Raw genomic sequence first — 25,532 nt, 5'->3', positions numbered from 1 at the left:
TGTTAACCAGCTAGTGGAAGGAGGAGGATAAATGGATGGATAGACCAATAAGAGAAACGTTTCTGCCTTATGGTCGGCAATGGATTGATGAGGAAGATATCAATTCAGTCATACGGGTTTTAAGAGGAGATTACTTGACGACAGGTCCTTTCATTTCTACTTTTGAACAGGAGTTAGCAAATTATGTTGGAGCAAAGTATGCTGTAGCGTTCTCTAATGGAACTGCTGCATTACATGGTGCCTGTTTTGCAGCTGGTATCGGGGAAGGGGATGAAGTCATCACTACACCGCTAACATTTGCAGCCAGTTCGAATTGTATCTTATACCAAGGTGGGTTACCCGTTTTCGCTGATATTGATGAAAGAACATTAAATATAGACCCGAAAGAAATCGAGAAGAAAATCACTGAAAAAACTAAAGCAATTATTCCTGTACACTTTACGGGGAACCCTGCACCCTTGGATGAAATATATAAGATTGCCAACAAACATGATTTGGTCGTCATTGAAGATGCAGCACATGCACTCGGAGCAACGTATAAGCAGAAAAAGATAGGTTCAAAAAGTGATATGACCATGTTTAGCTTTCATCCTGTTAAACATATTACTTCGGGTGAAGGTGGCATCATTACAACGGATGACAAAGAGTATTATGAAAAACTATTACAATTCCGTTCGCATGGCATAACACGTGATCCTGATAAAATGGTTGAGGATCATGGACCATGGTACTATGAAATGCAATTTTTAGGTTATAACTATCGGATGACAGACATCCAGGCAGCTCTTGGATCGAGCCAATTAAAGAAAGTTGATGAATTTTTAAACCTACGGAAAAAATATGTCTCGATGTACAACGATGGACTAAAAGAGATAAAGGATATTACCATTCCACATATAAATAAAGAGGGTAGTTCTAGTTGGCATTTGTATGTAATCCGGCTACATTTAGAGAATTTAACGGGAAACAGAAAAGAAATATATAATGCCCTCCATCAGGAAAACATCGGTGTGAATGTGCATTATATTCCTGTTTATCTATTGCCGTATTATCAAGATCTGGGTTATAAAAAAGGGCTATGTCCGCATGCAGAAAAGCTGTATGAAGAAATCATTACATTGCCTCTTTTTCCGGCAATGACAGAAAAGGACGTAGTTGATGTGATCAAAGCTGTTAAAAAAGTTCTAGACTGCTATTCTAAATGAAGATTAGAAGGTGAAAGGTTTGAAAGTAGTCGCAATAATTCAAGCGAGAATGGGATCTTCGAGATTGCCAGGAAAGGTTATGAAGCAAGTCCAAGGAAAACCTTTGCTTCAGTACCAGTTGGAGAGGATAGGGAAAGCAAGATTCATTAATAAAATTGTGGTGGCCACTACTACCAAGGAAACGGAACAGCCCATTGTAGATCTATGTGAAAGACTTTCGGTCGCAATCTTTCGTGGACCGGAAGATGATGTATTGACAAGGTTTTTTGATGCAGCTACTGAGCATCAGACTGACATTGTGGTAAGACTTACCGCTGATTGTCCATTAATCGATCCTCATACGATTGACCAAGCTCTAGAAGAATTTCTTGCAGGGGTCGGAAAATATGATTATGTTTCAAATACTCTTGAAAGAACATACCCTCGAGGTTTCGATGTGGAGGTTTTCTCCATGAAGGCGCTAGAGCAAGCATTCAAGGAAGCTAAAGAAGCCACTTACCGAGAGCATGTAACCCCTTATATCTATCACCATCCTGAAAAATTTAGACTAGCTCCCTTTTTAAATGATATCGATTTTAGTTCCTTACGATTAACGGTTGATACAGAAGATGACCTGAAGCTGATTACCTGGTTGCTTGACCATCTGTATGAAAATGATGACTTTACCCTCGAGGATGTTACCAATCTGCTACAGGATAATCCAGAGTGGGCCTCCATCAATGCCCATATTGAACAAAAGAAAGTATTCACTATGAAAGAATCAGATCGTGAATGATGAATGCATATATCCGTGTCGATGCTTCCTTAGATATTGGAACAGGTCACGTAATGAGATGTCTGACGCTTGCAGGTTGCTTAAACAAACAGGGGCTCACCGTCCGTTTCATTTGCAGGGAACATCCCGGTAATTTGTGTAATCTTATCGAAGAAAATGGATTTGAAGTTTTCCGACTTCCGTCTTGCAGAGCTTTGAATGCAAACACCCCGAATCTCTCGCCATATTTGAACTGGCTAGGCGTACCATTACAGGTGGATGCTGAACACACCATGGAAATTCTAAAGCAGGAAACTGTGGACTTGTTAATTATCGATCATTATGCGATTGATGAGAAATGGGAAAGGAAATTTAAAGGCATTTCAAAGAAAATCATGGTCATCGATGATTTAGCGGACCGTAAGCATGATTGTGATCTATTACTTGATCAAAATTTTTATGATGACTATCAAAGTCGTTATCACTCTCTAGTACCCAGCCATTGTAAATTGTTTTTAGGACCGGGGTACGCTTTATTGAGAGAAGAATTTCACGAACAATGGAAGAAGCAAATAGTGCGAAATGGGACTGTAAAACGGATCTTGATTTTTTTTGGTGGAATTGATCGAACGAATGAAACGGGAAGAGCCATCGATTCTTTTTTGAAGCTAGAACGGGGTGATATCCAAGTGGATGTGGTTGTGGGCAAGGCCAATCCCCATATAAAAGAGCTTGAAACGATATACCAACGCTATGATAATGTACATCTTCATTGTCAGGTTTCTAATATCGCCGAATTCATGTGTCAAGCTGACCTTTCCATCGGGGCAGGTGGTTCGACTACATGGGAACGGTGTTACCTGGGTTTACCTTCTATGGTATGGAGCGTTGCTGAAAATCAGGTGGAGATTTGCAAAGCCCTAGATAAAAAGAAAATCATCAAATATTTAGGAAATAAGGAAAAGGTTGAGGAGAGTTTTGTAGCCAATCAATTGAACGATATGATAAAAAATGAAGTGAACCGACATGTGATGTCACTCTTGTCCTATCATTTTATGAAAAATCTTCATGTGAGTCATCAAATGATGATAGAAGAAATAGTGAACTAGGGATGAATAAGATGGACTATCAATTAATCGCTTTATCAAAGGAAGACAGAGAACAAATTTATAGATGGAGAAATATGGAGCATATTCGTATGAATATGTATAATCATCAACGTATCCCCCACGACGATCATTGTCGATGGTTTGAAGATATACTGAAGGAACAAATGGAGTATTATCGTCTCTTCATTTATCAAGAAAAACCCTTAGGTCTTGTCTCTTTCAAAAAGTGTAGCCAGCAAATGCTAACGTGTGTCTGGGGTTTTTATATTGGGGAAATCCATGCTCCTAAGGGAGCAGGTACAATAATGGGGTATTTGGGATTGGAATATGCTTTTCATACATTAGGTATGAAAAAAATTATTGCTGAAGTTTTATCCAATAATAATAAAAGTGAAGGGCTTCATCGGAAATTAGGATTTAAGCATGACAATCGTTTAGAGGACACTTTTATAAGAGAAGGTCAGTCTATCGATGTAAATAGTTTTTCCATCATACGTGAAGATTGGGAAAAGTATAAAGGAACATTGAAAATGAATTTCACAGCAGAGGCGTGATCATATGAAAGATATCAATCTTGCAGGAAGAATGATTGGACCGAAGCATCCTCCTTTTATTATAGCGGAGATGTCAGGGAACCATAATCAATCCTTGAACAAAGCTTTAGAAATCGTCGAGGCTGCTGCAAAAGCTGGGGCCCATGCCTTAAAAATCCAGACTTATACGGCAGACACGATGACTTTAAATATAGATAATGAAGATTTTAATATTGAAGATAAAAGTAGTTTATGGCATAAAAATAACCTGTATAACCTTTACCAACAAGCTTATACTCCATGGGAATGGCATGAGGAAATTTTTGATAGATGCAGAGAGTTAGGACTCATCCCCTTTAGCACTCCATTTGATGTGACCGCAGTTGACTTCCTTGAAGATTTAAATATACCCATGTACAAAATAGCCTCATTCGAGAACAATGACATTCCCCTTATAAAGAAGGTGGCCTCAACTGGTAAGCCTATGATTATTTCTACTGGTATGGCAACACTTGCTGAATTAGATGAAATGGTCCGTGCTGCTAGAGATGCCGGGTGTAAAGATCTCGTACTATTAAAATGCACGAGTACTTATCCAGCAACGCCTTCCAATACGAATATATCGACAATTCCACACATGAAAGATCTCTTTGGATGTCAGGTAGGTTTATCCGATCACACGCTTGGTATCGGAGTTTCCGTCGCAAGCATTGCAACTGGAGCGACTGTCATCGAAAAGCATTTCACTATTTCCAGAACAGATGGTGGTGTAGATGCCGCATTTTCCATGGAACCGGATGAAATGAAGGCTTTGGTTGAGGAGACGCAAAGAGCATGGCAATCTTTTGGTCAGGTGAGCTACGGTCCGACCGAAGCAGAAATAAAGTCCATGAAATTTAGACGGTCAATCTATGTGGTTAAGGATGTAAAGGCCGGAGATATATTGACTAAGGAAAATATAAGAATCATAAGACCCGGGTATGGGTTAGCACCCAAGTATTACGAGAATTTAATAGGGAAAAAAGTCGTGAAAGAGCTGAAAGCAGGAACCCCCATTGATTGGGATATCCTATAGGGCTCGCCAGTTTAATGGATTTTGTGGAACCAAATTATTGCTGAAATTTTTAAAAAGGGGTGTGGGATTTGCCAAAAGTAACAGTGATTCTAACGAGCTATAATAAACAAGAATACGTAGCGAATACGATTCGTTCAATTTTAGAGCAAACTTTCCAGGATTTCGAATTGTTTATAATGGATGATAATTCCAATGAGGAAACACTTAGTGTTATCGATGAATTTTTAGATGATGAAAGAGTTAAATTTTTCCAGAGTAATATCGAAACACTTGAGGAAAGAGTAGAGAAGACTAGATACGCAGTTCTCATCAATCAAGCATTGGAATTGTCACAGGGAGAATATGTTACGTACGCTACCGATGATAATGTATATCACAATCAAAAAATTGAGAAGATGGTTGAGTTCTTAGATCAACATTCTGAAGCTATGATTGTCTACTCAGCTTCCAAAACCGTTCATTTGAATGAAGAAGGGGAAGTAACGAACCAAATTGTCAGACCCGCTAAATCTATTTCATGGCTTGCTTCTTGCATGACTGATCATTGTTCAATCATGCACCGGCAGTCCATTCTCCCTAAAATCAAAGAAACGTTCGGTTCGCACTGGGACGAGGATCCACAATTTTATAGAACAGGTGATGCTAGGTTCTTTTGGAGACTCAATCATTTCTGGCCATTTTTCCCCATCAATGAGATCCTAGATTTTAACTATATCACCCCTAAATCCATCCATGCCCAGTTATTCAATGAAAACCCTAATGATTTTTCCCAAATGTTACCCACTCAAAGAACCTGTAAAGAACTTAGAGAATCCATAAGGGCCCGCAGACGGAGCGAGAGGGGATGAGTATCTATCTATCAAACTATTGGACACTGTATAAGGAGTTTGTAGATACATTCAGTCACTTGAAATTCAGAGAAATCCCGATTGTATTGTTAACTAACTTTTATCAACAAATAGATGCTGAACTTAAAGCGAAAATGGAGGATGAAAACTTTCATTTGAATATAAACGCTCCAAGATTAGACCAGGAGATGATTCAACCTTATTTTGAAAAGTGGTTAGAAAAAATCAGGGCTCCATTGATGGTTAAGCCTAAGGATGGTAAAGTCTTAATCAATGCGGATTACACGCGTATTCCTGAGAAAACCTATATGAATAAGTTTGACTCTGAGCGATCGCTTATTCTCTCCAGGTCAAAAGGGTCTCACATCTATGGGATTCCATGCGAAAGTTTGGGGAAATATGCAGAGGTAAATGATGAGGGTTCGGAGGAACTTGTAAAAGAGGCAACTGATTTATTTGAATCATTCAGCACACATCCCGCTTTTGGAAATGTATACTTTCAAGAAACCTTTATTAAGCGGATTCCCCCAATCGTAAAAACCCTTAGTATGATTTTCAACCTTTTTGATAAACAAGAGATTTCCACTATCGTTGTGGGAACGACTGAAGATATGCAAAGCAGAGCTCTTTCAATTGTGGGATTATCAAAAGGTATCAGGAGCATTTGTTTGCAGCACGGGATTTTAATGGGGGAAGAAGCATTTATGCCGGTTTTCACCACCGTTGTAGGAGTGTACGGCGATTACGAGAAAGAGTGGTATGCTAAAAGAGGCGTTTCCATGGAATGTGTGGCTGAAATAGGGCACCCTAAATTTGACGATATTTTTCTTGATACTGCAACGGATAAAGTGGATTTCATAAAAAAATATGGACTTGATCCTAAAAAGAAAACCTTATTGGTGATTACTGGTCCGCAACTGGATGTTGTCAGGTTCGAAGCTTTAATGGAGAATATTTTGAATGAGTCCAATTTTCAAATTATTATAAAGCCGCATCCGTGGGAAATGGGGAAAAAGAAATACGGAATGTATTTAGAGCTAGAAGAGAAATATGAATACCTCCAAGTATATACATCTAGAGATAATCATTTGTACGAATTACTATCTCATAGCGATGGGGTGGTTTCCTCTCTTTCTACAGTCGCTTTAGAAAGTATATTATTTAATAAACCTGTGTTTATATTTAATTTCTTAAATAGTAATCGTCCCTATGATTATTTCGATATCTTAGGTGATTATATACAAGAAGATCCTAGTAAGCTTACTGAAGTAATAAAGAACTATTATCATGCTAGTGAACATAGAGCTATTTACCATTCTATACGAAATCAATACGTATCTAACTCTTATAACGATGGACGTTCTGGTCAAAAATTAGTCGATTTAATTAATAAGGAAGGTTAAATGAAAGAGCCAATGCAAAAAGAAAACCACGTTAGCAACTTGAACGTGGTTTTCTTTATTTTTAGCGTCTTCTATAGAGTATTTCTATACCGGAAATGCATTTCCGATAAAAACGACTGGTCCATTAACCTCTGCAGTAGAATCCGGACTCAATAGGGGATCTACTTGTGCCGTCAATTCATATGTGATGGAGCCCAATCCAGGAGAGGAATCGACATGTAAGATGGAACTTAAGAATCTAGCTTGTTCATCAGATTCAAAGCTGGCGCCATCACGACCTTCCCAAATGACTGGTCCTCCGCTGCCCTTACGAATCCTCCATATCAGTGCCAAATCAAAAAAGTTAGGTGAAACCATTGCTAAATTAAAGAAATTCGGTGAACTCCATCCTACCTGCCCCTGCAGTACTACCGCTGCATCTTGGAAGAGTGAGATAGTAAGAGTGGTGATAGCAACTTCTTCATTTGACACAGTTAATAAGCCGGGAGAAGGGATGAATATAGCTGATGGTACAGAAAATTCAAACCCCGCATTCCCTGTCGCTCCGGTAGCGCCAGTTACACCAGTAGCTCCGGCAGACCCCGTGGCTCCAGTTGCTCCAGTAGCTCCGGCAGGCCCCGTGGCTCCAGTTACACCGGTAGCTCCTATAGGACCAGCAGGCCCCGTGGCCCCTGTACAACCAATACATTTTTTCCAGAAATTACAGAACCTTTTAAAACTCAAATTCTTACCCCCTTTTTTAAACACTACATTATCTTATTAAATGGATACCATTTTTGATTGGACAAATACCAACGTTTATATCAATTATTCCGCTTGATCTAACTACTAGGGGATTTTTCTTTTCTATTGAAACGTAAGATACCCCCTTATTATTCATAGTAGTAAAATCTCCTATCCTAAAGCTCGATAGAATAAATATAAATCAAAAAATCCCTAACATGGGGGGAAGCAGCCCACGTTAGGGATTCGTTTGTAAGGTTTATATTTTTTTATTGTCCACAAAAACATTCTTCTTATGCCATTTAAAGTATGGCTTATTTTCAGGATGAATAGCGACTTTTATGCCTTTTTCTAATCGGTACATATCATATTCTTCCTCAGGAATCTGCTGAGATATATGTATTCTACCTTGACCGTCAAAAGTGATTAAGCCTTTTTCATACAAGGCGTCATGATTGTAGCATAACAAGAGTCCATTATAAGGATTAAGGCGTTCCTCATCCGTACTATCCTTCCAAGGTTTAGCGTAACTGGTCTGTAGCAGAGCCGCCATACCAATTCCACATAGTGGACAATGATGATTCCAAAGAGGCATAACCAATTTTCTGAATTTTTGTTGACCACAGCGAATTTTCATCTTGGCTTCTGATTCTGTTTCAGCGAGAAGTGCTTGTAAGGGATTTCGCTCTTTTGCAATGACTTCATCGACAGAGAGCTCTAATTGGTCTTCATCGGCATTAAATATGTTAAGCATACTAATATATTCTAAAAGTTTTAGCGTAAGTTCTTCGTTACATGGATATAAATAACCTGAATTGCCAGTGCCATCCTCTTGGAATGCTGAATATTTAATAGGAAGGTACTGAGTGATTTCATTAAAATGGTCCCGTATATTAAGGGGTATCTCCAACTCACGATACTCCGTTTCAACTAGATATCCATTTTCTATCTTATGATTTCGATTTCTTTGAGGTCTTATAGCTTCTTGACAACCCATTTTCACAATACTGATAGCGACAATCGAACCTTTTACATAATGGAAAATGCGATCACCATTTTTGATTTCTTGGATTAATTTAGATGAGTGTGGAACTAAACCGGATTTATCTATTTGAGGAGACCAAATGATCCCTAAATGTCTTTCTTCTTGATATGTAGTACCCTGCATGACAATAAAACTATTCAACGTCTTTCCTCCTACTTACTACTATGCGTTTTAAATGAAAGAGCGGTTTGTTTACGCTTCGAACATAATCTATGTAACTTATCATACCCTAATTATTTCAGAAATGTAATGATAACGTGCTAAAAGCCAAAGAAGTAAGGTGAAAGGACGCAAAAAGAAGATAGAAGGTGGGAAGGTGAAAATAAAAAGGATACGCCTCAAACATTAGAATATTTGAGGCGTACATAGGTATGAAAGATACGATTGGTAACGTCAGTAAATTAGTTAAGAATACGTACGGCTTTTACATAAAGAGGTTTCCAGTATGAACTGTTGATATCAGCATACGATACACCTCTAGAGGAGGATGCATTAATCATTTGATTATTCCCTGCATAAATCCCTACGTGGTTGATTACTCCGTCTCGATTAGTATCATAAAATACTAAATCGCCTTTTTTTAGAGAATAAGAAGATACAGGAACACCCATTTGAGCTTGACCGGTTGAAGTCCGAGGCAAGGAAATTCCTGCTGCTTGGAATGCTTTCATGGTAAAGGATGAGCAATCGAACGCGTCAGTGCGTGATGTGCTTGCAGCATACAGATATTTAGCTCCTAAATATTTTTTAGCAGCGGTTAAAACCCGGTCCACTTCAGATGTAGATGATACAGTCGTGGTCGTTGTGTAATTTGTGGAAGCTGTCGTAGCTTTTCCTGAGACTTTAATAGACTTTCCAATCTGAAGGGCATTAACATTTTTGATGGACGGGTTTAAAGAAAGTAAAGCAGTAACCGTCGTTTTATATTTCTTTGCTATAGTGGATAGATTATCTCCTGATTTAATTATATAGGTTGAAGTTGAACTACTTGTTGTAGTAGTTGTGCTAGCTGTCGTAGCTTTTCCTGAAATTTTAATAGATTGTCCAATCTGAAGAGCATTAGCATTTTTGATGGACGGGTTTAAAGAAAGTAAAGCCTTGACTGTCGTTTTATGTGTTTTTGCAATGTTGGAAAGGTTGTCTCCTGATTTAACCTTATATGTACCGGTTGAACTGCTTGTAGTTGCAGGAGTATTAGCTGTCGTAGCTATTCCAGAAACAATGATGGATTGGCCAATACGAATCCGGTCTGAATTGGAAATGCTAGGGTTCATTTTCATCAATGAAGTTAGCGAAAGATTATATTTTTTTGCAATATCACTTAGAGTATCGCCAAGTTTGACTACATGCTTCTTAGTTGATCCTGTGGTTTTTGCCGTGGATTCGTTTATTTTTAAAACTTGTCCCGGGAATATAAGATTACTAGATAAATTATTTTGTGATTTTAACTTTTGGATCGTTATGTTTTTTGCTTTAGAAATTTTATATAGACTGTCGCCTGATTTAACTTGGTAAGTACTAGCATAAGCAGAATTGCCGATAAATAGGGTACCTATGATAGAACCTGCAAGGATAAAAGATTTTTTTGAATTATTCATAAAAAGGAAGATTCCTCCTGATATTCTATAATATTATTGCTCAATTTTTATTGTGCAATAATATTATAAGGTAATTAAACCAGAAAAATATTAAAAATAGAAATATATTCTGCATATTGTGTTAAGTTTTTATTGCTTTTATTACAGGATTGTTACGTTGCTTCGGAAGGTGTTACCTATTACCTAAAATACTTCAATATATTAGAAATGCATGTTTTTAAGTCATTTGGTAATGATTTGATAAGTTTACTGTTTTTTAAAAATAATAATTTTAAGAGAGCATAAGAGAGCATTCTTTTATATTAATAAGATAAAGGAAAAATTCTGACTATTAAAAAACATATTGTAATAGTTAGTCATCTCATATAAAATGATACCCATTCCTATGAATAATCGTTATATAAATATCCTTGTATAATATCAGTGAAAAGGTCTGATAGTTTCTACCTGGCTGCCATAAAAAAAAGCCGGACTACAAGGAAGCGTGTATATAAGAGAAGAACTGGTATTTAGTTGTGCGCTTTGTAAGTCGTTTTGAATTTCTTACAAGGTTCAACTATTTTATTTAGTTTTGTAAGAAGCTCTTATTTATCATGCTTTCTGTCCAGTGGCTGAAAGCATGATAAATAAGGGCTTTTTATGTATGAATAACCTATAGGGATAATTAAATGGAAGTGGGTGTCGTATGTACTTTTTGTTAAATATCCTAGGTGTATTGGTTGTCATGGGGATTGTCTACCTGTGCTCGCCCAATAGAAAGAACGTTAAATGGAAAATCATTCTTACCTTGCTGGGGATTGAGTTGCTTATTACCTGGTTCATGTTATCGACCTCAGTCGGAACATGGGTCATTAAGCAAATTGCTACTTTCTTCACCTGGTTGATCGCCTGTGCAAATGAAGGGATTTCTTTCGTATTTCCTTCTGTTATGGCCAATGAACAAGTGGATTTCTTTTTCAGTGCCTTAATGCCAATCATCTTCATTATTACGTTTTTTGATATTCTATCGTATTTCGGCATCCTGACTTGGATTATAGATAAAGTCGGTTGGCTTATTTCGAAAGTGTCCGGTTTGCCGAAATTGGAGAGCTTCTTTTCTATCCAGATGATGTTTCTCGGAAACACGGAAGCTCTCGCTGTAATACGGATGCAACTTATTTCTTTAAAAGATCAACGTTTGCTTACGTTTGGAATTATGAGTATGAGTAGTATAAGCGGTTCCATCATTGGTGCGTATTTATCCATGGTACCGGCAGAGTTTGTGTTCGTTGCCATTCCCTTAAACTGTTTAAATGCCTTGCTGATAGCCAATATGTTAAATCCCGTTACGGTCAGTAAAGAGGAAGACGTCGTGTATATCCCAACAAAAGAGGAACGTAAAGACTTCTTTTCAACGATTTCAAACAGTATGCTGGTTGGAGTCAAAATGGTCATTGTTATCATGGCCATGGTAATCGGGTATGTCGCGTTGACAGCCAGCCTGAATGGTATATTAGGTCTTGCGGTGGATGGTTTGACGATTCAAAAAATCTTCTCTGTGATCTTTAGTCCATTCGCTTTCTTGTTTGGATTAAACTGGGGAGATACGATGTATGTTGCTCAATTAATGGGTATTAAACTGGCTACCAATGAGTTTGTGGCCCTGCTGGACTTAAAAAATCAGATAAGCGGTATGGCTCCACATACAGTCGCCGTCGCCGTAACGTACCTGACTTCATTTGCAAACTTCAGTACAGTCGGCATGATTTATGGAACATTCAATTCCATCCTAGATGAGGAAAAATCAAGTATCATTGGTAGGAATGTCTGGAAGCTACTGCTTAGTGGAATGGCAGTATCCATGCTAAGCGCCATGATTGTTGGCTTGTTTGTTTGGTAACTATTGATTTACTAGAAACCGTTAACATATTGATGTTTATATGTAAATTATGAATACATTAAGCCAAGTGATTTTATGCATCCTTGGCTTTTGTTGTCCTATAAAAGTAAGTACTGAATCTTAATAAAATGTTTAATAGGAAATAAGATGAGACTATACTTAAAAAGGAATTATCCTTATAAAAGTTTGTGTAACTTTTTCGAATAGAATCCTAAGGTAAGTAAAGAGTATAATAGTACAGAATCAAGAGAAGATGAATTTCTTTACATAGGGTAGTGGGGTATGGTACTTTATTGTTGAGGAGGGATGAGGATGAATAAAGAGATAGAAGAAAAGGACCTTTTCATTGAAAATGAATGCTGTATCAATCCTTCCCAGGACCGGAAGAGTCATCACTCGGATGCAGTAAAAAAGAACTTAACGACCAGGTTAAATCGGATTGAAGGTCAAATCCGTGGTATTAAAGGTCTTATTGAAAAAGATACGTATTGTGATGATGTTATCACCCAAATTGCCGCGACTCAAAGCGCTATGAATAGTGTGGCTAAGATTTTATTGGAAGGTCATATGAGAAATTGTGTCGTTAACAGGCTCAATGATGGAGATACTGAAGTCATAGATGAAGTGCTAATCACGATACAAAAATTAATGAAAAAATAAAGGAGAAGTGATTGGAATGGAAAAAGTAACATTAAATGTAAGTGGTATGTCTTGTGGACATTGTGTAAATGCAGTTGAAAGTAATGTAGGTAAGCTTACAGGCGTAGAAAGCGTAAAAGTCCAACTTGAATCCGGAAAAGTGGAAGTTAATTTTGATAAGGAAAAGGTTTCTCTTGAAGAGATTAAAGAAACAATCGATGATCAAGGATACGATGTCGAATAAATAATTAGGGTGCTTTTATCGAGCACTTCTTTTTTGCTAAATATTATACCCCATAGCGGTATAGGGAAGAAGGGTAGGATATGAGTATAAAGGAAACCAGCATGCAGGTTTCTGGTATGACGTGTGCGGCCTGTGCGAACAGGATAGAAAAAGGGTTAAACAAGATGGAAGGCGTCGAAGCGGCTACTGTTAATTTGGCCCTAGAAAAATCAGTCATTTCATATGACGCAGAAAAAGTAAAAGTCCAGGATTTGGAGAGTAAAATACAAGATTTGGGATATGACGTGGTGAAGGAGAAAAAAGAACTCGCCATCACGGGCATGACGTGTGCGGCCTGTGCCAATAGAATAGAAAAAGGGCTTAATAAGATGGATGGGGTTTCCTTGGCTACTGTAAATCTTGCGCTTGAAAATGCGACCATTGAATTTAACCCCTCTCAGACTTCCACTCAAGAAATCATTCAGCGAGTCGAGAAGCTTGGATATGGCGCGTTGATCAAGGAAAACGAGCAGGAAGCGGTGGATTATCGCCAGAAAGAAATTCAAAAGCAAAAGAGGAAATTCATTATTTCCCTCATTCTATCGCTGCCTTTGTTATGGACGATGGTCGGGCATTTTAGTTTTACTTCATTTATATATATGCCAGATTTCCTGATGAATCCCTGGGTGCAAATGGCTTTCGCTACCCCCGTACAATTCATAATCGGTGGACAATTTTATGTAGGAGCTTATAAGGCTCTGAAGAATAAAAGTGCTAATATGGATGTTTTGGTCGCCATGGGGACATCCGCTGCGTATTTTTACAGTGTATACCAAGCAATCCTTTCTATTGGAGCACATCATCATACGGCACAGTTATATTTCGAAACAAGTTCGATACTGATTACACTCATCCTCCTAGGTAAGCTTTTTGAAGCCAGGGCCAAAGGGCGTTCCTCGGAAGCCATTAAAAAGCTGATGGGGCTTCAGGCCAAGACGGCATTGGTGCTGAGGAATGGAGTCGAACAAACGATATCTCTTGAAGAAGTCATGGTGGGAGATATGGTCTTGATTAAACCCGGTGAAAAAATCCCGGTGGATGGAGAAGTCATGGAAGGCAATTCCGCTGTCGATGAATCCATGTTAACAGGAGAAAGCATTCCAGTTGATAAAAGTATTGGAGACACGGTAATTGGTTCCACATTAAATAAAAATGGTTTCTTAAAAATGAAAGCTGTCAAGATTGGAAAAGACACGGCTCTTTCACAAATCATCAAGGTGGTTGAAGCAGCTCAAGGCTCGAAAGCACCGATTCAAAGGCTGGCAGACAAAATTTCTGGCGTTTTCGTACCTATTGTTGTGGGCCTAGCGATTTTAACTTTCCTCGTAAGGATAATTTGGGTGAATCCAGGTGAATTTACGCCAGCTTTTGAAACGATGATTGCAGTACTGGTCATTGCTTGTCCCTGCGCCTTAGGTTTAGCTACACCAACATCGATTATGGCTGGTTCCGGTCGTGCGGCAGAGTTCGGCATTTTATTCAAGGGTGGGGAGCACCTGGAAACGACTCACCATATTGATACGGTTATTTTAGATAAAACAGGAACTGTCACAAATGGAACTCCCATATTGACTGATGTCATCATTGAGAATGGAATGGATGAGACACAGTTTTTATCTCTGATTGGAGCTGCTGAAAAGCAATCTGAACATCCTCTTGCGGAGTCTATTGTGAAAGGTATACAAGAAAAGGAAATTCCTCTTGGGCTGGTTCAGGAGTTCGAGGCTATACCAGGTTTCGGCGTAAAAGCACTCGTGAATCAAAAAGTGTTATTGGTAGGAACCCGAAAATTGATGAAGCAACATCATGTGGATGTTACAAAAGCGTTGGCCATGATGGAACACCTTGAAGGGCAGGGCAAAACATCGATGCTTGCTAGTGTTGATGGTGAATATGCAGGTCTCATAGCAGTGGCTGATACAATCAAACAGACATCTCAAACAGCCATAAATCGATTAAAAGCGATGAATATTCAAGTTATCATGATAACGGGTGATAATGAGAGGACTGCTAAAGCGATCGCCAATCAAGTCGGGATAGATCAAGTGATTGCGGAGGTGTTGCCTGAAGGGAAAGCGGAAGAAGTGAAAAAATTGCAGGCGTCCGATAAAAGGGTCGCAATGGTTGGGGATGGAATCAATGATGCACCGGCTCTTGCACTCGCTGATATCGGAATGGCAATCGGAACGGGAACGGACGTCGCCATGGAAGCCTCGGATATTACGCTTATCCGGGGGGATTTGAATAGCATTGCGGATGCCATTCTCATGAGTAGAAAAACGATGCGTAACATCAGGCAAAATTTATTTTGGGCATTTGCTTATAACGTGGTAGGGATACCAATCGCTGCATTTGGTTTTCTCGCACCGTGGCTTGCAGGTGCCGCAATGGCCTTTAGCTCGGTATCTGTAGTACTGAATGCCCTTCGTCTTCAAAGGGTGAAGCTTTGAACTTTGGTATTGATCGGTAAGTCTTTTTCAAAAGGGGCAGAAATGTTGTTTATCAACGTTTCTGCCTTTTTTAGGTTTGGTTATTGTTTCCTAAAACGACCCTTTATTTGAAACTTTCCAAATGTTTTTCCAAATCTTTATCAACAATGAATACTTCGATCCGTTCACCGGTTTTGGTACTAATATCACTATGGGAGGATAGGACCTTACAGCTTGTTAGTTCTTCAACTATTTTTTCATACTCCTCACTGTACATTTCACGAAGAAGTGAGCGCATTTTCTTTACAAGTTTCTTTCCAGAATCCTGACTGACAAGATGTTTTTCTTCGACAGTCAAAACTCCCTTGAAACGAGTGATGATCATGTCATTTATTATGTAGGTTTTGACTTCTTGTGGACCTCTGCCGATTAAATCACGCTGGAATTTAATGAATGCTGCACTAATTTCGGCTTCGATTTTCTTTTTTTGATTTAGCATAATGCCTCCGATTTTTTCATCGATTATATATGGGACTTATCATAAAGCTGAATTCAAGTTTTTGTCAATGGAATTATGAGTTTATGTGTTATTGATAGAAAATAATAGATTATTAGAGTAAATAATGTATTTGGATATAAAAATGAAGTTAAATGATTTAAAATGACTTTATTTACGTATATATGAGGTTTTTTAAAGGTTTACAAAAGTTAAGTAATGAGCGTAGAATATGCTCATCAATAACAATTTGATATCGGCCAAATCTCAAGTGATTGAGAACGGAGGACCCACTTTTTATGGGGTTAATTCTGCATTTTGCAGAAGGGATGTGATACTCTTTCGCCATCCTACCCGTCAGCTAACTTCGTCGGCTAAAGCGAAGGAGGTCATAAGACCACCTTATTTCAGGAGGCTTTTTTGTTGTGTTTTTAGCAAAATAGCAACCTGGCATTTTAGTAGGTCTTTTTATTATGCCTATAATTAAATGAAAAGGTTTCTTGGAAGACAGATCGCAAAGAGGGCTATAGCTTGCTAGGCGATAAGTAGACCAATGAGTACTTTTTCTCCACTAATCTTGTTTGCTTTTGTTAATATTCTTGTTTTAATTGTGAATCATTTTTTCACGATTTTAGCTAGGATAGCTATGCGATGGCAGATTCTCGGAGGAAGAGTATGCATTGGTCTATTTTTTATGGTTTTGGCACAATTTTCCAACTAATCATTAAGGAGGGGGATTGTAAAGGATTTCAAATGGTTGTGAAAGGGGAGAATCAAATGGATTTTGTAACAATCTTACTTATAGCGATACCCTACTTTCTTTTCTCGGGATTTATTCATTTTTGTAACACAGTTATAACGAAAAAAGGAGAGTAGTATATGTTGTTTCTTATTGCAGGGGCGGTAACCTTGTATTTAATTCATGCTTTACTATACCCGGAAAAATATTAAGAACATTAACGGAGGAAATGTAAATGGATTTTTTACAAATCAGTGTGGTGTTGCTTTTTGCAATTTTACTAGCAATACCAATGGCCAAATATTTAAAGACTGTGTATTCGCTTGAAACTACCAGGCAAGATCGCATGTTTGGGTGGATAGAACACGGTATTTTTAAAATAGCTGGAGTTAAGTCAAGTGATATGAATTGGAAGCAATATGCACAGGCATTGCTCTTGAGCAACTTAGTCATGTTTATTATCTCATATATCATCATACGTTTTCAGGGACTTTTGCCAGGGAACCCAAGCGAGATAGCTAACATGGATCCTTTGTTGGCCTTTAATACGGCCGCAAGTTTTCTTACCAATACCAATTTACAGCACTATAGTGGAGAAACTGGTCTATCGTACTTATCACAGATGGTTGTCATCATCTTTCTGATGTTCACGACACCTGCAACCGGTCTTTCCCTGTGCATCGCTTTTTTCAGGGGTTTGACCGGCCAAAGGAGTTTAGGAAACTTCTACGTCGATTTAATTCGATCAATTATTCGGGTGCTGCTGCCACTCTCAATTTTGGTCAGTTTGATCCTTGTTTCGCAAGGGGTGCCTCAAACCCTTGATTCTACAGCTGTTGTTACTACTTTAGAAGGAGCGACTCAAAATATAGCAAGGGGGCCTGTCGCTGCATTGGAGTCTATAAAACATATAGGGACGAACGGTGGTGGATTCTTTGGTGCCAATTCGGCGCATCCATATGAGAATCCTAATGGCTTTACGAATGTTTTAGAGATTTTATCGATGTTCCTCATTCCTGCTGCCCTTCCATTGACATTTGGATATATGGCCAAAAGTAGAAAACAAGGATGGATTCTTTTTTCAGCCATGGGGCTTATGTTACTTGCCTTCCTATGCGTGAATTACTTTAGCGAACAAAATGGAAATCCCCAATTGGAGGTATTAGGCCTATCGCAAGAAAGTGGCAGCATGGAAGGTAAAGAGGTGCGTTTTGGGATTGCTCAAAGTGCGCTCTTTACAACGGTTACGACAGCAGCAACCACAGGGACTGTAAATAATATGCATGACACTCTGACTCCAATCGGGAGTATAACGCCACTAGCGATGATGATGTTGAATTGCGTATTTGGCGGTGATGGGGTAGGTACGGTAAATATTCTCATGTATTCAATCCTGGCTGTATTCATTGCGGGGCTCATGGTTGGACGTACACCTGAGTTTTTAGGAAAGAAGATTGAAGGAATGGAAATGAAATTAATAGCCATCGTCATTCTTTTGCATCCGCTAATCATCTTGGTGCCTTCTGCTCTTGCATTAACTACACAAATGGGGACAGAGGCCATTTCGAATCCAGGTTTCCATGGGATTTCTCAAGTTATCTATGAGTTTACTTCATCTGCCGCCAATAACGGATCCGGATTTGAGGGCTTAGCGGATAATACACCTTTTTGGAATATTTCCACTGGGTTAGTGATGTTGTTTGGCCGTTATTTTTCCATGATAGCACTGATTGCTGTTGCTGGATCATTACTTGCCAAAAAACGTGTCCCAGAAACGATGGGAACATTTAAAACGGATAATCCTACATTTCTTGTCATTTTGTTAAGTACTGTTTTAATTATTGGAGCTTTGACTTTCTTCCCAGTTATTGCACTTGGTCCTATCGCAGAATGGTTAACATTTAGATAAATGATGAAAAGGAGTATTACCGATGAATACGAAGCATATTGGAAAAGTAAATAATGATGTGATTTTTGAAGCGATGAAAGATGCTTTCAAAAAATTAAATCCCAGAACCATGGCCCGAAATCCTGTTATGTTTGTCGTGGAAATTGGGTTTGTCTTGACTCTTTTTCTCACCATATTTCCTCATTTATTTGGGGGGATATCGGATAGGGGATATACCAGTGCAGTGACGGTTATTTTGTTCCTGACCATTCTTTTTGCCAATTTCGCTGAAGCGTTGGCTGAAGGCCGTGGAAAAGCACAAGCAGATAGCTTAAAAAAGACAAAGCAGGATACGAAAGCAAAGGTACTTCAAAAAGACGGATCGATAAAGATTGTCGATGCCACAGAGCTGCGTAAGGGTGACACAGTTTTAGTAGAAGCTAATGATTTAATCCCTAGTGACGGTGATGTCATTGAAGGAGTAGCTGCTGTCGACGAATCAGCCATCACTGGTGAATCTGCGAATGTCATAAAAGAACCAGGCGGGGATTTTAGTTCGGTTACTGGCGGAACTAAAGTGATTAGTGATTATATAAAAATTAAAGTGAGCAATGATCCTGGGGAGTCATTCTTGGATCGGATGATTAACTTGGTGGAAGGGGCTAAACGGCAAAAAACACCGAATGAGATTGCACTTAGCACACTACTTGTGAGTTTGACGTTAATCTTTTTACTTGTTTGTGTGACACTCGTGCCCATTGCTTCTTATATAAAAGTGACATTGCCAATCGCCACGTTGGTGGCATTATTAGTCTGTTTGATACCGACGACAATAGGGGGACTTCTTTCAGCTATAGGAATCGCTGGAATGGATAGAGTTACCCAATTCAATGTAATTGCTAAATCGGGAAAATCCGTTGAGGCAGCTGGAGATATCAATACCATTATTCTTGATAAAACAGGAACAATTACACATGGTAACCGGATGGCTTTTGCTTTGCTGCCCGTGCAAGGTGTAAGTCAGAAGGAACTTAATATGTTCGCAGGTTATTCATCATTGCATGATGAAACACCAGAAGGACGTTCTGTTGTCGAATTTGTCAAAAAAGCGGGATTGCCTGAAAAAGAATTAGATAAAAGAGAATCGGAAGGCATTGAGTTTACGGCAGAAACCAGGATGAGCGGGACAAATTTTTCTGATGGGAGGATTGTCAGAAAAGGTGCAGTTGATTCAATTAAAAAATATATAAAGCAACAGGGCGGAAACATTCCTCCTGATTTACAAGATATTAGTGATGAAGTAGCAAGCCAAGGGGGCACACCACTCGTTGTCGCAGAAGGAAATCGGATATTTGGTGTCATTTATTTAAAGGATACGGTAAAAGCGGGGATGAAAGAGCGATTTGATGAATTGAGGAAAATGGGCATTAAAACCGTCATGTGTACGGGTGATAACCCTTTAACTGCTGCAACAATAGCCAAGGAAGCCGGGGTTGATGATTTCATTGCTGAAGCAAAGCCTGAAGATAAGATTGCTGTAATTAAGCGTGAACAGGCCGAAGGAAAACTTGTCGCAATGACCGGGGATGGAACGAACGACGCCCCTGCTTTGGCACAGGCAGATGTGGGTTTAGCGATGAATACAGGCACCAATGCAGCCAAAGAAGCCGCCAATATGGTGGATTTGGATTCAGATCCTACAAAAATCATTGAGGTGGTGGCAATCGGAAAACAGTTACTCATGACACGTGGAGCATTAACAACGTTCAGCATAGCAAATGATGTGGCTAAATACTTTGCAATTATACCAGCAATGTTCATGTTAGCTATTCCACAAATGAAGGCATTAAATATAATGGGGTTGGCCAAACCTCAAAGTGCGATATTATCTGCCTTGATATTCAATGCCATCATCATCCCACTCCTGATTCCGTTAGCCATGAAGGGGGTAAAATATGTTCCGATGAGCGCTACAAGGTTATTAACGAAGAATTTATTTCTGTATGGATTGGGCGGGGTGATCGTCCCTTTCATTGGCATCAAGTGTATAGACCTAATTCTTGTACTGTTTGGCTTAGCTTAATTCAAATATAAGGGTGAGAATAAATATGTTGAAAAATATACGTGTTGTATTGGTGCTATTGTTTATATGTGGAATGGCCTATCCGTTACTCATAACGGGTCTTTCACAAGTATTGATGCCTGCTCAAGCTGAGGGTAGCTTAATTAAAAATGATAAAGGGCAAATGATTGGCTCGGAATTGATTGGTCAATCTTTTGAAGGACCTGGATATTTTCATGGGCGCATTTCTTCGATAAGTTATGACGCCGCAGGCTCAGGTTCACTTAACTATTCACAGTCCAATGAAGAAATGATAAAACGAACAGAAAAGGAAATGGCTGGATTTCTAAAAGAGAATCCTTCAATTAAAAAAGAGGAAATACCTTCTGACCTAATGACGAACTCGGGTTCAGGTCTGGATCCTAATATCTCTCTAAAAGGAGCACTCGTTCAGGTTCCACGGATTGCAAAAGAGCGGGGATTACCTGAAAAGACTGTATATAGACTTGTTGATGACCAGACGGAAAATCGTTCATTTGGAATTTTTGGAGTACCCCATATTAATGTTTTGAAGTTGAATATTGCTTTGGATGAAGTGAAATGATTGAGAATGGGGAGGGCTTTTCACTCCCTATTAATCTAGAAAGAAATCTGGAGGGGGTTTTTTGAGAGAACAATTCAGAAGAAAAACGCCAGCTGAAATCCTACAATCCATCTCCGACATCAAAAAAGGCCGGTTGAAGATTATAATGGGATCTGTTAGCGGTTCCGGGAAAACCTATCATTTGCTTCTTGAAGGACATGAGTTGAAAAGGCGTGGCGTTGATGTCGTGGTTGGGTTATTGAGTGATTCTAGTAACAAGATCACGATGGAGCAAGTAGGTTGCCTAGAAGTAATACCCACCATTGAGTGGGAGCAAAATGGGTTTATAAGGCAAGACTTAAATATAGAAGAAATCCACAAAAGGAACCCGGAAGTGATCTTAGTCGATCAGTTAGCCCACAAAAACCGGCCAGCTGCTAAAAATGCAACTAGATTAGAAGATGTCATGGAGTTGATCAGAAATGAAATCAGTGTCATCACAACGATAAATATATATGAATTGAAAGGGGTGAAGGAAGTTGCGGAACATCTACTGAATCTCCCGCTCCATGTAAGTGAGGTCTTACCTGAAAACACGTTGACACAAGCTGATGAAGTACGACTTTTGGATGTTACACCTGAGGCAATCCTCAAGCGGTTTCAAGAAGGAAAAATCGTAGAAACACTAGCACGAAAAGATGTTGATGTGAAACTCTTTCATAGAGATAACCTAGCCGTTCTAAGGGAACTATCACTCCGGTTCCTAGCTGGAGAAGTAGAAGAAGACTTAACCGAACATAGAGAACAGGAAGGGTTAATGGGACCTACAGGCGCTTCCGAGCGGATCTTGGTTTGTGTACAATATCATTGGAATGGCTCCATCTTAATTCGGAGAGGAGATCAAATAGCCAAACGATTAGGCGGAGATTTAGTGGTGGTTAGCTTTATCCCAAGTCAGAAAGAGCTAACTAGAGAGGAGTCGTTATTTAAAAGTTCTATACAAAAACTTATCGTAAAGTTAAATGGAAAGTTTGAAGAAAGAGTCATAAACGGGGGTGATATTGCTGAAGAAATCGTTGGATATGCCATGAAGCACTATATAACCCGGATCATCCTAGGTCAATCCAAAAGGACGAGGTGGGAAGAAATCATCCATGGTTCTATAGTCAATAAAATATTGGGCCAAACTAAAAACATTGATGTATGTGTTGTAGCAGACCGGACAAGAGGAGAAGGAGAAAGGGTATTACCTGCCGTTCACTCAAAGAAAAAGAAAAAGAAAAAAAATCCATACCGAAGACTTTCGCCTGCAGAAATAAAAGAAAAGATACAGGGGGTGAAAAGAGGAACATTAAAGGTGTATATTGGTTCTGCTCCTGGCGTAGGAAAAACGTATACCATGCTGAGGGAAGCCAATCAATTAAAGAAAAGTGAAATTGATATTGTAATAGGATTATTGGAGACACATGGTCGAATAGAAACGGCTTCCCAAGTTGACACGTTAGAAATTATACCTCGCAAACAGGTTCCGTATAAGAACGTCGTGCTGGAGGAAATGGATCTTGACGCCATCATCATCCGCAATCCTGAAGTTGTACTTGTAGATGAATTGGCACATACAAACGTGCCAGGAAGTAAAAACCAAAAACGTTATCAAGACGTTTTGAACATATTGGAGGCTGGGATATCCGTTATTTCTACCATGAATATTCAACATGTAGAAAGCTTGAATGATAGTGTAGAGCAAATTACAGGGGTTCGCGTACGAGAAACCGTTCCGGACAGAATTCTGCAATTAGCGGATGAGCTTGAATTAATTGATGTCTCCCCAAAGGCACTTAGACAGCGAATGCAAGAAGGAAACATATATAGCATGGATAAGGTGGAGCAGTCCTTGAACAATTTCTTTAAGACTCGTAATCTCATAGCTCTAAGGGAACTTGCACTCCGTGAACTGGCAGATGATGTGGATGACAGATTGGAATCATTCAAGCGTAAAGAAGGAGTAAGGGGGCCGTGGCGAAAAGAGGAAGTCATTTTTGTTTGCGTCAACCTTAACTTAGAATCTGAGCGCTTAATTAGGAGGGGCTTCCGAATTGCCTATCGACTTAAAGCGAAGTGGTATGTAGTCTATGTTAAAGACCAACGTTCACTACCTAATGACAAGCAGATGATATTGGATAAAATAAGAAGCCTTACGAAACGATTAGGTGGCCATTTCGAAATGTATTCAACAACCAACAGGCGATTGGTGGTAAGTGAAATTACTAAACAATTACAAGACAAAAAAGCTACACAAGTTATCATTGGACATTCAGCAAAAGAAAGATGGCAAGAAATCATACAAGGCTCAATTGTGGCTCAACTTTTACGAGAGGCGAGGCACCTTGATATCTTAATTGTGGCGGATTGAAAGAATAAATTCATAATGATGTAGATTAAAAGGGGTTAACGGAAACCGGATCATTCAAAATGAAAGGTGTGTTTTCCAAAGCACAGAGTATCATGTTTTTATTCAAAAACCTCTCCAATTTATTTATTATGTCAGTCCATATTGAGCTATAGGTAAGGTTTATAGAATTTCATATGTATATAAATTTATTTCAATAAGCGTATGCAAATCTACGTTTATTGAAATTTTTGCTTTTTTAAGAAGTATTCAAGGAATTTAGAAATAATATAAAGAACAATGAAGGTAGCTCTTACAAGCTGTGCCATATTTAATAATTGTTGTTCTAAGACTATAACAATATAAGGGAATGGGATACTATATTATCTTCTACAGCAGTTCCATAATAACCTATTACACTATGGAGAATTGAAAATATCCTTGATTCTTGTGGAACTAAAGGGAAATGATTGTTTAAGAAGAAAAGTGTGTTTGGACTGTACGGTATAATGAGAAACAAATGAACGAGAGAGAACATTTTGAAAAGAACTCAACAATGGAGTAAAGAAAAGAATAATAATAATATAGAATTTGTGCATCACTTATGGTAAAATCATACAAAAATGTATAATTAATATAAGTGGTCATTATGGATATAAAATTAAGGAAACGCATCTTAGTTGGAACTATTATTTATACCCTTTTAGTTTTCTATTTTCTCTATCTTGCATTTGGTCGATTAGAACATTTTTCATTATCTAGTAGAAATGGTTACACATTTATTTTCGTTCCAGAAGGAGGCCCACTTTCTTTCCCTAGACTAGATTTTGGTTGGATATACAGTTTCGGAAATATTGCTACGTCTATCCCTTATGGAATCCTGATTCCTCTGTTGTATCGTGTGAGTTTCAGGAAATTCATTTCTTTGTTTGTCTTGTCTATCCTCATTCTTGAAACAATCCAGGCTTTAACCCATTTGGGTAGTTTTGACTTAGATGATGTATTTGTAAATACACTAGGCGCTGCAATCGGATTTGTCGCTTATAAAGTTGGATTTTCTTCAAAATTATCTCTTAAAAAGCTTATTGCTTCTGCCCTTTCTATTGTTGTTCTTCTAGTTGGAGTAATCGTGATCTCGGAAACGGTTGATTATGTTGTGGCAAAAAGAGAGCCTTACACGATGTAAAAGAATTGAACGGAATCATGCCTATGACTGGAAATCTTTCAAGTTTCACTGTAGCAGGGAAGAAAATAGAACCCAAACTGAACGTGTATACCAGTGAAGATGGTAAACGCAAATCATACACTTACATCTTGGGGAACAAGGGAAATGTGACGTTCTATTCTTATTTTGGCATTCCATACAATGGTGATTCCAAGGGAGAAGTTACGATAGAGGTAGATGGAAACCGTATAATTCAGCGAGATGAAACATGGAATAAAGAGGCAGAGAAAATAATCGTTCCACTTTTCCACATGATGAATCCTAAAACAAATATGACATATAGTAATGTTAACGAAATTTCGATTACCGTTTCCGGGAACGCGAAACTAAGGGACGTTAGGTTCAGTGAACAGAAGCATTGGTGGGAGTAAAGAAAAACAAACAAGCAAACAATGAAACTATGATATCACTAAAAGGCTGTCGAGAAGGTCTCGAGAGCTTTTTAGCGATAATCATTAAATTTAAAATAGACTCCTCAACTAGAAGTGGAACTACTTTTTTATTTGTAAATCGTTCTTAAATTGTGAAGTGATTCACTTGAATTTCAGGGTGCGTTACTTCAATAAGGATTAGTTTTTACACCGTTTCAATTCTGTACAGTGTTTTCGAGTTTTTATAAATGTGGAT

At 38.6% G+C, this 25,532-nt stretch carries 21 protein-coding genes and 2 riboswitches; of the genes, 17 read left to right on the top strand and 4 right to left on the bottom strand.

Annotated elements, in window-relative coordinates:
* Window positions 1-35 precede the first annotated feature (35 nt).
* The 7 genes from pseC (at window position 36) to ACQKL5_RS03565 (ending at window position 6,927) form a co-directional block, all read left to right on the top strand.
* Window positions 36-1,205, top strand: a complete 1,170-nt coding sequence (gene pseC / locus ACQKL5_RS03595) for a UDP-4-amino-4,6-dideoxy-N-acetyl-beta-L-altrosamine transaminase (protein WP_427606663.1) — start codon at window positions 36-38, stop codon at window positions 1,203-1,205.
* A 19-nt stretch (window positions 1,206-1,224) separates the two neighbouring features.
* Window positions 1,225-1,980, top strand: a complete 756-nt coding sequence (locus ACQKL5_RS03590; protein ID WP_427606662.1) for a cytidylyltransferase domain-containing protein — start codon at window positions 1,225-1,227, stop codon at window positions 1,978-1,980.
* Window positions 1,977-3,068, top strand: coding sequence for a UDP-2,4-diacetamido-2,4,6-trideoxy-beta-L-altropyranose hydrolase (gene pseG, locus ACQKL5_RS03585; RefSeq protein WP_427606661.1), 1,092 nt, complete (start codon window positions 1,977-1,979; stop codon window positions 3,066-3,068). Before ACQKL5_RS03590 ends, pseG begins: the two co-directional genes overlap by 4 nt.
* Window positions 3,069-3,079: 11 nt before the next feature.
* Complete coding sequence (pseH, locus tag ACQKL5_RS03580; protein WP_427606660.1) at window positions 3,080-3,622, top strand: UDP-4-amino-4,6-dideoxy-N-acetyl-beta-L-altrosamine N-acetyltransferase; 543 nt, start codon at window positions 3,080-3,082, stop codon at window positions 3,620-3,622.
* A 4-nt stretch (window positions 3,623-3,626) separates the two neighbouring features.
* Window positions 3,627-4,676: a pseudaminic acid synthase gene (pseI, locus tag ACQKL5_RS03575; protein WP_427606659.1), complete on the top strand. Its 1,050-nt coding sequence runs from the start codon at window positions 3,627-3,629 to the stop codon at window positions 4,674-4,676.
* 68 nt (window positions 4,677-4,744) lie between these two features.
* A complete protein-coding gene (locus tag ACQKL5_RS03570; RefSeq protein WP_427606658.1) occupies window positions 4,745-5,524 on the top strand; it encodes a glycosyltransferase family 2 protein in 780 nt (259 codons plus the stop codon).
* Entirely contained in the window at window positions 5,521-6,927 is a 1,407-nt protein-coding gene (locus ACQKL5_RS03565) for a CDP-glycerol glycerophosphotransferase family protein (RefSeq protein WP_427606657.1), read from the top strand. The genes ACQKL5_RS03570 and ACQKL5_RS03565 overlap by 4 nt, the downstream gene beginning before the upstream one ends.
* Before the next feature lie 84 nt (window positions 6,928-7,011).
* Here the strand turns inward: ACQKL5_RS03565 and ACQKL5_RS03560 are convergent, their stop codons facing one another.
* The 3 genes from ACQKL5_RS03560 to ACQKL5_RS03550 all read right to left on the bottom strand — a co-directional run bounded on the left by ACQKL5_RS03560 (window position 7,012) and on the right by ACQKL5_RS03550 (window position 10,293).
* Window positions 7,012-7,650 carry an exosporium leader peptide-containing protein gene (locus ACQKL5_RS03560; protein ID WP_427606656.1) on the bottom strand — a complete coding sequence of 213 codons (639 nt, stop codon included), beginning with the start codon at window positions 7,648-7,650 and terminating at the stop codon, window positions 7,012-7,014.
* 259 nt (window positions 7,651-7,909) lie between these two features.
* Window positions 7,910-8,836, bottom strand: a complete 927-nt coding sequence (locus ACQKL5_RS03555) for an HNH endonuclease (protein WP_427606655.1) — start codon at window positions 8,834-8,836, stop codon at window positions 7,910-7,912.
* Window positions 8,837-9,096: 260 nt separating this feature from the next.
* Window positions 9,097-10,293 carry a LysM peptidoglycan-binding domain-containing protein gene (locus ACQKL5_RS03550; protein ID WP_427606654.1) on the bottom strand — a complete coding sequence of 399 codons (1,197 nt, stop codon included), beginning with the start codon at window positions 10,291-10,293 and terminating at the stop codon, window positions 9,097-9,099.
* Between the two features lie 390 nt (window positions 10,294-10,683).
* A riboswitch (purine riboswitch) is annotated at window positions 10,684-10,788 on the top strand.
* A gap of 190 nt (window positions 10,789-10,978) precedes the next feature.
* Here ACQKL5_RS03550 and ACQKL5_RS03545 point away from each other — a divergent pair.
* The 4 genes from ACQKL5_RS03545 to ACQKL5_RS03530 all read left to right on the top strand — a co-directional run bounded on the left by ACQKL5_RS03545 (window position 10,979) and on the right by ACQKL5_RS03530 (window position 15,544).
* Window positions 10,979-12,172 carry a nucleoside transporter C-terminal domain-containing protein gene (locus tag ACQKL5_RS03545; RefSeq protein WP_427606653.1) on the top strand — a complete coding sequence of 398 codons (1,194 nt, stop codon included), beginning with the start codon at window positions 10,979-10,981 and terminating at the stop codon, window positions 12,170-12,172.
* Between the two features lie 312 nt (window positions 12,173-12,484).
* Window positions 12,485-12,832 (top strand): metal-sensitive transcriptional regulator, encoded by a 348-nt coding sequence (locus ACQKL5_RS03540; protein WP_427606652.1) that lies wholly within the window; start codon window positions 12,485-12,487, stop codon window positions 12,830-12,832.
* Between the two features lie 16 nt (window positions 12,833-12,848).
* Window positions 12,849-13,055, top strand: a complete 207-nt coding sequence (gene copZ / locus ACQKL5_RS03535; protein WP_427606651.1) for a copper chaperone CopZ — start codon at window positions 12,849-12,851, stop codon at window positions 13,053-13,055.
* 80 nt (window positions 13,056-13,135) lie between these two features.
* On the top strand, window positions 13,136-15,544 hold the full coding sequence (locus tag ACQKL5_RS03530; protein ID WP_427606650.1) for a heavy metal translocating P-type ATPase: 2,409 nt from the start codon (window positions 13,136-13,138) through the stop codon (window positions 15,542-15,544).
* A gap of 103 nt (window positions 15,545-15,647) precedes the next feature.
* Here the strand turns inward: ACQKL5_RS03530 and ACQKL5_RS03525 are convergent, their stop codons facing one another.
* Entirely contained in the window at window positions 15,648-16,022 is a 375-nt protein-coding gene (locus tag ACQKL5_RS03525; RefSeq protein WP_427606649.1) for a DUF2294 domain-containing protein, read from the bottom strand.
* A 245-nt stretch (window positions 16,023-16,267) separates the two neighbouring features.
* Window positions 16,268-16,410, top strand: a riboswitch (cyclic di-AMP (ydaO/yuaA leader).
* A 583-nt stretch (window positions 16,411-16,993) separates the two neighbouring features.
* Here ACQKL5_RS03525 and kdpA point away from each other — a divergent pair.
* The 6 genes from kdpA to ACQKL5_RS03495 all read left to right on the top strand — a co-directional run bounded on the left by kdpA (window position 16,994) and on the right by ACQKL5_RS03495 (window position 25,276).
* On the top strand, window positions 16,994-18,667 hold the full coding sequence (kdpA, locus tag ACQKL5_RS03520) for a potassium-transporting ATPase subunit KdpA (protein WP_427606648.1): 1,674 nt from the start codon (window positions 16,994-16,996) through the stop codon (window positions 18,665-18,667).
* 22 nt (window positions 18,668-18,689) lie between these two features.
* A complete protein-coding gene (gene kdpB, locus ACQKL5_RS03515; RefSeq protein ID WP_427606647.1) occupies window positions 18,690-20,729 on the top strand; it encodes a potassium-transporting ATPase subunit KdpB in 2,040 nt (679 codons plus the stop codon).
* 25 nt (window positions 20,730-20,754) lie between these two features.
* Complete coding sequence (kdpC, locus tag ACQKL5_RS03510; protein WP_427606646.1) at window positions 20,755-21,312, top strand: potassium-transporting ATPase subunit KdpC; 558 nt, start codon at window positions 20,755-20,757, stop codon at window positions 21,310-21,312.
* A 61-nt stretch (window positions 21,313-21,373) separates the two neighbouring features.
* The gene (locus ACQKL5_RS03505; protein ID WP_427606645.1) at window positions 21,374-23,704 is read left to right on the top strand and encodes a universal stress protein; all 2,331 of its coding nucleotides are present in this window, start codon (window positions 21,374-21,376) and stop codon (window positions 23,702-23,704) included.
* Between the two features lie 625 nt (window positions 23,705-24,329).
* Window positions 24,330-24,866 (top strand): VanZ family protein, encoded by a 537-nt coding sequence (locus ACQKL5_RS03500; protein ID WP_427606644.1) that lies wholly within the window; start codon window positions 24,330-24,332, stop codon window positions 24,864-24,866.
* Between the two features lie 5 nt (window positions 24,867-24,871).
* A complete protein-coding gene (locus tag ACQKL5_RS03495; protein WP_427606643.1) occupies window positions 24,872-25,276 on the top strand; it encodes a hypothetical protein in 405 nt (134 codons plus the stop codon).
* The last annotated feature ends 256 nt before the right edge of the window (window positions 25,277-25,532 follow it).

The organism is Peribacillus sp. NPDC097675 (assembly GCF_050277655.1).
Taxonomy (GTDB): Bacteria; Bacillota; Bacilli; order Bacillales; family DSM-1321; genus Peribacillus.
Note: the sequence above shows the minus strand (reverse complement) of the source record. Positions and strands in the feature narration are given on the sequence as shown.